Genomic DNA, 9,389 nt, shown 5'->3' on the forward strand with positions numbered 1-9,389 from the left:
CCCGCTTGAGTTGCCTAAATTTGTTACTAATCTAAAATCTGTAAGCAGTAGGAGACTTAGAACGGAGTTTCCAGAACAAATCAACAAAGCTTATTTCAAAGCTGTTTTTTGGAGTGAATCATACTTTATTGCTAGCTGTGGTGGTGTAAGTGTTTCAGTGCTAAAAAAATACATAGACAATCAGGACGAACCTCGTAGATAACGCCCGGCTTTCCCATGGGACGCTCCCCTGCCGGAGAGGACGGGACTTCCCGCCTGGGAAGTTAAATTGGGGCTTACTGATTAAATATCAAAGCATTTACAGATAAAGGTTTTAGCTTTTTAGAACTGGAAAAATTACCTAGTTTTCAACTCTTTATGCTAAAAAAGGAGCGCATTTTGGGCGCATAGTTGAGCATAAAAATTACTCCCCTACTCCCCTACTCATTAAAAAAGACTTTTTCAGCAAACCCTAATTGTAGCTAATAGGGACTCAATGGATAGAAAACTGAACAAACTTACTCATTCTAGTTTTATAGCTATAGTTATGAGTAAGTTTTCGCTTTCTGTGTTTACCGAATTATTAGTTATTAATAATTAATAATTAAATAATTCGCGCCTTGAAGCCTCCCCTTGGATAGGGAAAAAAAGTGCTAGGATATTTCCTTATCTTCAATCTGATGGTTTTAACCAGAGGCAATTATCAATTATCAATTATCCATTATCCATTATCAATTAATGAACCCAATCTAAGGAACTACCAAAATTGGACAAGGAGACAGATTAATAATCCGATTACTGACACTATCAGTAGCTCCTTCCTCAGTCAAACCTCCTCGGGAGCCAATCACAATTAAATCAGCTTCAATCTCATCAGCCACATCACAGATAGTAAAAGCAGGATGGCCTTCTCTTTGGACAACTTCAGCTTCAATACCCTGTTGGGTAAACATAGATTTGGCCTCCTGTAACAGTTGAGTAACTGTTTCTGAAGAAGTCATTTCTGGATGAAATGGCTCTTGGCCTTCGGAAACTACTTCCACTACTGATACTAATACCAGGCGAGCCTGATATGTTTTGACAATGTTAATCACTTTCTCCGCAGCTTCGCGAGCTTCTCGGCTACGGTCTACAGGAAATAGAACTGTTTTAAACATAGAAATATATTTGGGGCACGGAGTCCGATAAAATGTTTACCGTGAACGAATTGTTGTAACCTAATTCTATCTGTTTATGGGCCAATAATCTGACCATAGATGGATATAGATTTAAGACAAATACTAGGAGATTAATCCTGTGACAAAAAAAACTGTAGCAAATTTATCGGCATCTGACTTATCTGGCAAAAAGGTACTTATGCGGGCTGATTTTAACGTGCCTGTTGATAATGGTAGTATTACAGATGATACTCGGATTCGGGCGGCTCTTCCTACAATTCAAGATTTAATTGGCAAAGGTGCAAAAGTTATCTTGACTAGCCACTTTGGACGTCCGAAGGGAAAAGTAAATGATGATATGCGTCTGACTCTTGTGGGAGAAAGACTTTCTGAAGTATTGGGTAAGGAAGTTAAAAAGTGTGACGACTGCGTTGGTGAGGCAGTAACTTCTACTGTGGCAGCGATGCAAGATGGTGATGTAGTTTTGCTGGAGAATGTTCGTTTCTACCCTGGAGAGGAGGGAAATGACCCAGAGTTTGCCAAGCAACTTGCTTCTGTGGCAGATGTATATGTGAATGATGCTTTTGGAACTGCTCACCGCGCTCATGCTTCGACTGAGGGTGTGACTAAATATTTGAGTCCTTCTGTGGGTGGTTATTTAATTGAGAAGGAATTGAAATTCCTCCAAGGTGCAATTGATGATCCTCAAAAACCTTTAGCTGCTATTATTGGTGGTTCTAAGGTTTCTAGTAAGATTGGTGTGATTGATGCTTTGTTGGATAAGTGCGATAAGTTGCTCTTGGGTGGCGGTATGATTTTCACTTTCTACAAAGCTCGTGGTTTGAGTGTGGGTAAGTCTTTGGTTGAAGACGATAAGTTAGAATTGGCAAAATCTCTGGAAGCTAAGGCAAAAGAGAAAGGTGTGCAGATGTTGTTACCTACTGATGTGGTTGTAGCTGATAAGTTTGACGCTGAGGCGAATACTCAAACTGTTAGTGTTGAAGCTATTCCAGATGGTTGGATGGGTTTGGATATCGGTCCTGACTCTGCAAAAGTTTTCCAAGATGCTTTAGCAGACTGCAAGACTGTAATTTGGAACGGTCCGATGGGTGTGTTTGAAATGGAGAAGTTTGCTAAGGGTACTGAAGCGATCGCCCGGACTCTTGCTGATAAGCAGGATGCTATTACTATTATTGGTGGTGGTGACTCTGTTGCTGCGGTGGAGCAGTTAAATTTGGGTGAAAAAATGAGTCATATTTCTACTGGTGGTGGTGCTAGTTTGGAATTATTGGAAGGTAAAGAGTTACCTGGTATTGTTGCTTTAGATGAAGCGTAAATAATGGATAATTGATAATGGATAATTGATAATGACAATTTTCTCTGAATTATTAATTATTAATTATTAATTATTAATTAGTCGGTGCTTCTCTGTTTTGCGCGATTAAATAGAGAAGCACTTATCTATAATAATCAACAAGAAGCTCTGGGAGAAAGTTGTATAGTTGATGCTTATAGTTGTTATTTTACTAAGTAATTATAGACAAAAGGTTTAATAGAATAAAGCTACTGCTCCAATGCTTTAAAATTCAAATCCTCCGCAAAAATCATTCCGCTTTGGTTTCACAAATGCTGTGCTGTCTCAAAAAAGAAGTCCTTTCTATAATTGTGAATTTTTTTCCTACAGCCACCTAATTTTTTATTTTCAGCCAGCATCGTAAACCTTTCTTCTGATTCTTTAGTTTCCTTATATAGCAATCGTAAATAGGTTGTAAGATTTGACCGTAGGGGTTTGGTTCCCAAATCCTATTCGTGCTTGGGTTTGGAGACCAAACTCCTACAGTTTTTTCTCATATCTGACTTCTGATTGCTATATAATAATCCGGCTAAAAAGTCGTAATTGCGACCAAAGCAACTAATATTAGGGGTTTAGGAGATTGCTATCCGTTCCGGAATGCTCCGCAAACCTTTTACTCCGTTCCAGTCGCAATGACTAGGCTATAGTAATTGTCCAGATTTTATAATTAGACATAGGTGATATCATGTCCGCTGGTATCGTTTGTTTAAAAGTTGGGGAAATATTTACCTTATTTAAGCTTTTTCCTTTTCTTCTTTCTTCTTTCTTCTTCCTTCTGTCCTAGATAACTAAAGCCTTCTGTCCTAGATAACTAAAGCCTTCTTCCTTACCTTCTCTATAGAAGCCCTAACAGTATCTCCAGAAAATAGGTCCTGGTGGAGAAGTAATTGATAAAAAATGAGTGAGAATTGATTTGAGGATTGGATGAGTGGGAGATATCTAATACAGCCCATCTCCCCATCTCCCCATCTCTCTCCTCTGTTTTTAAATAGATCCCTTCAGGGGTTCTATAGAATACCGATGCTACCCGACATGATATGAGGCGTGAAAAAGATATAGATTTTTTGCAGGAGTAAGTAGGGTTTGCGCTCAAAAGTCTTATGGGTAAGGGTAGTCCTCAGGAGTCGTAGGGGCGTTTCATGTCGCGCAGCGAAACGGCCGTTAGCTTCGCATAACTATCGTTAACGCCCGTACAGGAGTCAGGAGAAGTGGGAATTATAGAGGAGACAGGAAGAAGAATAGTAAGAGTGATTTTTCTGCCATAATCTACCCAAAATGCTCACAATTTCTGCTTTATCAAGCAAAAAGCTGGTACTTTTTCCAGAATAAAATTGCTCAAACCTTTATAAGTCAATGCTTTGATATTTAATCAGCAAGCCCTAAGTAATAGGCAATAGCTCCAGAAGGTGACAAGCAAAAAATTTTTAGAGAGACTTTTTTATTTTCTGGAGATATCTAATACGGAGATATCCACGACATAATTATACTTAAGACGTCTCCCAGAGACTTTTATGAAGATTCGATGAAGAGAAAATAGGAATTGAATGAATATTCGGTAAAGATGTGAGGAAAATCTGTTTTGCCTCTTGCGATCTTCCAAAACAACAGAATAAGATAAAGACATCAAACAAATCTTATGGAGTTCTACTAAATCATGTTAAAAAACACATTATCCGTTGCTGCTGCTACTATCGCTATTGTTGCTTCTGCTTCTCTACCTGCTGCTGCTTTTGGCTGATGTCGTAACCTTAGAACCTGGTGAAAACGACCCAAAAATTGATGCGGGATTTTTTAAAGCTCCCACAGGCAAAATTGGCGACACCATTTACCGAGACGACAACGCCAACGGGACTCAAGATGATGGAGAACTAGGTATTGAAGGAGTCACAGTCGAATTACGGGACAAAGACAACGCAGATGCTCTAATTGACACAGCCACCACAGATGGTGATGGTAAGTACCACTTTGACAACCTAGATGGTGGTAACTACAAAGTAGTAGTAACTGATGAAGCTGAAAAACTCAAAGGTTTAGACCAAACAGCCGACCCTGATGGTGGCAACGACAATATGTCCATGGTCGACCTACCTCAAGGGCAAGACAACCTCAACCAAGACTTCGGTTATGACGCTCCTCAAAATCCTGGTATCGAGATTGAGAAGTTTGTCAATGGTGAAGATGCTGATACTGCTGCTGAAGCGGAGGAAATCTTACCTGGTGATGATGCTGTATTTACTTATGAAGTAACTAACACTGGTAACGTTTCCTTTGCAGCTAATGAAGTTACCGTCACTGATGATGATGGTACACCTGGTGATACATCAGATGATTTCAATCCATACCAAGTGTTAGCAGGTGATTTCAATGTTGGTGATGAGAACCAAAATAACTTGCTTGATAGTGATGAAACTTGGAGTTACACAAAAACACTACCTGCTGAGAACTTATCTACTAGCACAACCACAACTAAGAATCATGTAATTGACTTTGAAGGTTTCGCTGCTGGTACTGTCATTGATAATGAGTACAACGATTTAGGTGTCACCATTTCTGCAACTGGTGGTTCAAATCAAGCGATGATCTTTGATAGTGCTAATCCTACAGGTGGAGATCATGACCTGGAAACTCCTGGTTCTGGTCCAAATAACACCACAGCACAGGGTAATATCTTAATCATCTCTGAAGACGGTGACAGTTCTGATCCTGATGACGAAGCTCATGGCGGTACTATTACCTTTGACTTTGATAACCCTGTCAAGATCAACTCCCTCAGCTTTATAGATATTGAGGAAGCTGGTGGCAAAATCATCACAACTGATGCAGATGGAAATGTAACAACTACCGATATTGCTGCACTTGGTCAAGATGGTGATAACAGTTTCCAAACTTTAAATATCAATGATAATGATGTGGTTAAGTTGGAGGTTGAATTAGCTGGTAGTGGTGCTATCTCTGGTTTAGATTTCGACAAGGTTGAGGTGATTGATGCTCCTGGACTATACACCAATATAGCTACTGTGACTGCTGGTGGTGTTAGTGATGAGGATGCTGCAAATTATAAGAACCCACCACTCACTCCTGGTATCGACATTGAGAAGTTTGTCAATGGTGATGATATTGATGTTACTGACCTCAATAACCTACCCGAAATTGCAGCAGGTGCAGATGTCACCTTTACCTACACTGTCGAAAATACAAGTAATGTAGACTTCACAAAGGAGCAAGTTGTCATCAGTGACGACAACGGAACTGTAGATGACACCAGTGATGACTTTACTCCCACTCTAGTTACATCTAGTGATGTTGGCTCAGATGGCATTCTCAGTGCAGGTGAAACTTGGTTATACACTTCCGCTACGGAAGCAGCCCAAGATTTAACCGTTACTACTGGCTCCACTGACACTACCTTTATTTTCAATGGTTATAGCAGTACAGATGGTCCCGATGGTAATACTCGTTCCTTCACTCAAGATGGTGTTTCAGTTGATGTCCGTGGCTTCAGTCGTAACAGTAGTGGTCATTGGAATGCTGGTTATGTTGGTGTGTATAACGGAGGTTTAGGCGTTACCAACAGTGGTGAAGACGGTTCTCATCACCGAGTGGATAATGGGACTCAAGTTGATTATCTACTCTTTGAATTTGACCAAGATGTTACCGTCGATAAAGCCTTCCTAGAATATGTCGGACATGATAGTGATATTTCCATTTGGATCGGCGACAGCAATGGTGCTGAGATATCCTCTTTGAGTGATAGTCTGTTGTCTAGCTATGTCAAAGAAAATAACTTTACTCATTCGAGTTCTAGTCGCTGGGCTGACTTTAACAGTGCTAACTTAACAGGAGATACCGTAGTCATCTCGGCTTACACTGATGGCAGTAATGATTCCTTTAAGCTCGAAAAACTAGGTCTTTCTGCTGCGGGTGAAACAAGCATCGGCAATTATGTCAACATTGCAACTGTAACCGCTGGTTCTGTAAGTGATGAAGACCAAAGTGGTTATACAAACCCTGAAGGCGAACCAGAACCAGAACCTCAACCAAGTCAAAATTCTTTACTGTTCAGTTTAAAAGACCACAAAACCCTAGATGGAATTAATTTTGACCCAGAAGACATCGTTGAATATAATCTAGATGACCAGAGCTTCACTAAGTTCTTTGATGGTTCAGATGTTGGTCTTGAGCATTTTAATATTGATGCCTTTGAGGTAATCAACGACAATGAAATTCTACTTTCATTCAAGTCTCCTCAAGATATAGGTGGCATCCATGTAGATGATTCTGACATTGTTAAATTCACTGCCACATCACTTGGAGAAAACACCTCCGGTTCTTTTGAGTTATACTTCGATGGTTCAGATGTTGGCTTAACTACAAGTGGTGAAGATATTGATGGTTTGAGTGTCGATCCTGTTACAGGGGATCTTCTAATTTCCACCACAGGTAATGTTCATGTATCAGGAATTGACCGTAAAGATGAAGATATACTGCGTTTCGATCCTGAGAATTTAGGCAACCACACCAGTGGGGAATGGTCTGTCGAGTTTGATGGAAGTGATGTAGGACTTAGTAACGACACTGAAGATGTTGATGCAATTGGTCTCAACGGAGAGCAAATACTTCTATCCACGAAGGGTGACTTTTATGTACCTGGTCTATCGGGTCACGACCAAGATGTGTTTGCTTTCAATCCTAATAACCTGGGTATTCAAACATCAGGTACATTTGAGGAGTTATTTAACGAATTGAGCCACAATGACATCTCTGGTGTTCATTTTCTTGGATAAACTTTCTAGACATTGGCCAGAGCAAATCTAGGGGTTAAAGTCAAGTAAATAGTTGAATTAATTTAAGAGTTTCACAGAGGTAATTTCTGTGAAACTCTTTTTTTTGCCGTTAGTAATATTAAATCTAGTAGTATCGGTATAAATAAACTATAGAAAGGGGGTTTATATTAGATGCCCTACCTATACTGGCATCTATTTTCTATAAACTGCGGTTTCTTATACAGCGGTTTTCATTTCAGTAGACCACAGTAGGGACTAACCATGGTTAGTCCCTACTAGGTTTTGGTTGTGAAGATGTGGTTCATCAACTTGAAAAGCACTGTAATATCAAATCCGGATAATTACTATACTCAAGTCATTGCGACGGTCACTCCGTGGAAAGGAAGCAATCTCGGCGCACCCCTGAGATTGATTCCTACAGTCGCAATGACCACTATTCAAACAGATTCTATATAACCTCCAAAGCAAACAATTAATAACTACTTGACAAATATATTTAATTGTGATGCAATAAAAATTCTGAGTTAAATCAATTAGTGTCTAGAAACAATTTATCAATTGTGAAAGTCACTACTTTATAGACAAAATCAGGTCAAATTATTATAGGTTTTAATACTCAAAGGCAAATTTTCTATAAATTAATCCTAATAAAGGAGTAAATTTATTAAGAATAAATTGCAATATCATTAAAATTAACCAGTCAGTATGAGGTAATTACTTATACCTGCTTATCAAAAACAAATAAGGAGAAAATTAAAAATGAAAATCACTAGACGAGTATTTCTGGGGACAGGCACAGCAATGGCAACTGTGGCACTTGCCGAACTCGGAAAAAGCAACCGAGGATTAGCCCAAAGTGGTACAATTAATCTATATTCCTCCCGCCACTACGACACTGACCAAGTTCTTTATGACAGCTTTACCAAAAAAACTGGTATCAAAGTCAACCTAATTGAAGGTAAGGGAGAGGAGTTAATGGAACGGATTAGAAGTGAAGGAGCTAACAGTCCCGCAGATGTATTCATCACAGTTGATGCAGGTAATTTGTGGCGTGCCCAAGAACAAGGAATCTTGCAACCAGTTTCTTCTTCTATTCTCGAAAGTAAAATTCCCACTAACCTCCGCAGTCCAGAAAATTTATGGTTTGGTTTCTCCAGACGGGCACGGGTAATCATGTATAACAAAGATAAAGTTAAACCCTCTGAGCTATCAACTTATGAAGATTTAGCTACAGACAAATGGAAAGGTAAAATTGTAATCCGTTCCTCCAGCAATATTTACAACCAATCTTTAGTAGCATCTTTAATTGAAATTCTGGGAATGTCACCCACAGAAAATTGGGCAAAAAGTTTTGTTAGCAACTTTGCCAGACCTCCAGAAGGAAATGACACCGCTCAAATAAAAGCTGTTGCTGCTGGTATTGGTGATGTTGGTATTGCTAATAGCTACTATTTGGCGCGTTTGAAAAGATCTACCAAAGCAGAAGATAAAGCGGTTGCAGAAAAAGTGGGTATGTTTTTCCCGAATCAAAATGGTCGCGGTGCCCACGTTAATATTAGTGGTGGTGGGGTAGTTAAAACCGCTCCCAATAAAGAGGGTGCAATTAAGTTTCTCGAACATTTAACAAGTCCAGAAGCTCAAAAAATATTCTCTGATGGTAATAACGAGTATCCTGTAGTTGCAGGTGTACCTGTTCCTAGCGTTTTGGCAACCTTTGGTGATTTCAAGAGCGATTCTACTAATGTTGCTATTTATGGTAAGTTGAACCCAGAGGCAATTAAATTAATGGATCGTGTGGGTTGGAAATAGATCGACTGTAGGGGTTTGGTCTCCAAACCTCCACCTAATGTTTCTATTTATGGTAAGTTGAACCCAGAGGCAATTAAATTAATGGATCGTGTGGGTTGGAAATAGATCGACTGTAGGGGTTTGGTCTCCAAACCCCCACCCAGAGCCAAAGTTTCTACTTCCGACTAGCTGAAAATATTGTGGATTTTTCTTTACAGCGCTTTTCACCCTCAAAAACCACAATGTTTAAACCAAGCAAAGACATCATCTTTAGTAAGCAAGAGCGATATAGCTGCCGCACTTGCTCCGCCAACGCCTCGCTAATAA

At 39.6% G+C, this 9,389-nt stretch carries 4 protein-coding genes and 1 pseudogene; 4 read left to right on the plus strand and 1 reads right to left on the minus strand.

From position 1 onward, the window contains the following. Positions 1 to 4 precede the first annotated feature (4 nt). Positions 5 to 202: pseudogene (locus ACP6PK_RS01620) on the plus strand (transposase); the annotation flags it as partial. 526 nt (positions 203 to 728) lie between these two features. Here ACP6PK_RS01620 and ACP6PK_RS01625 read toward each other — a convergent pair. Further along, complete coding sequence (locus tag ACP6PK_RS01625; protein ID WP_094673856.1) at positions 729 to 1,136, minus strand: universal stress protein; 408 nt, start codon at positions 1,134 to 1,136, stop codon at positions 729 to 731. 139 nt (positions 1,137 to 1,275) lie between these two features. Between ACP6PK_RS01625 and ACP6PK_RS01630 the strand changes: the two genes are divergently transcribed. The 3 genes from ACP6PK_RS01630 to ACP6PK_RS01640 all read left to right on the plus strand — a co-directional run bounded on the left by ACP6PK_RS01630 (position 1,276) and on the right by ACP6PK_RS01640 (position 9,083). Continuing rightward, entirely contained in the window at positions 1,276 to 2,472 is a 1,197-nt protein-coding gene (locus tag ACP6PK_RS01630; protein ID WP_094673857.1) for a phosphoglycerate kinase, read from the plus strand. 1,748 nt (positions 2,473 to 4,220) lie between these two features. Then, positions 4,221 to 7,274: an SdrD B-like domain-containing protein gene (locus ACP6PK_RS01635; protein ID WP_426557193.1), complete on the plus strand. Its 3,054-nt coding sequence runs from the start codon at positions 4,221 to 4,223 to the stop codon at positions 7,272 to 7,274. Positions 7,275 to 8,033: 759 nt separating this feature from the next. After that, positions 8,034 to 9,083 (plus strand): Fe(3+) ABC transporter substrate-binding protein, encoded by a 1,050-nt coding sequence (locus tag ACP6PK_RS01640; protein ID WP_426557195.1) that lies wholly within the window; start codon positions 8,034 to 8,036, stop codon positions 9,081 to 9,083. Positions 9,084 to 9,389: the final 306 nt, after the last annotated feature.

The sequence above is a fragment of the Dapis hubbardiae BLCC-M172 genome, assembly GCF_050016015.1.
Taxonomy (GTDB): Bacteria; Cyanobacteriota; Cyanobacteriia; order Cyanobacteriales; family Microcoleaceae; genus Trichodesmium.

What these genes read in the sequence shown, in the direction of transcription:
- ACP6PK_RS01625 (WP_094673856.1), bottom strand. Translation starts at nt 1,136, where the DNA reads ATGTTTAAAACAGTTCTATTTCCTGTAGACCGTAGCCGAGAAGCTCGC.
- ACP6PK_RS01640 (WP_426557195.1), top strand. Translation starts at nt 8,034, where the DNA reads ATGAAAATCACTAGACGAGTATTTCTGGGGACAGGCACAGCAATGGCA.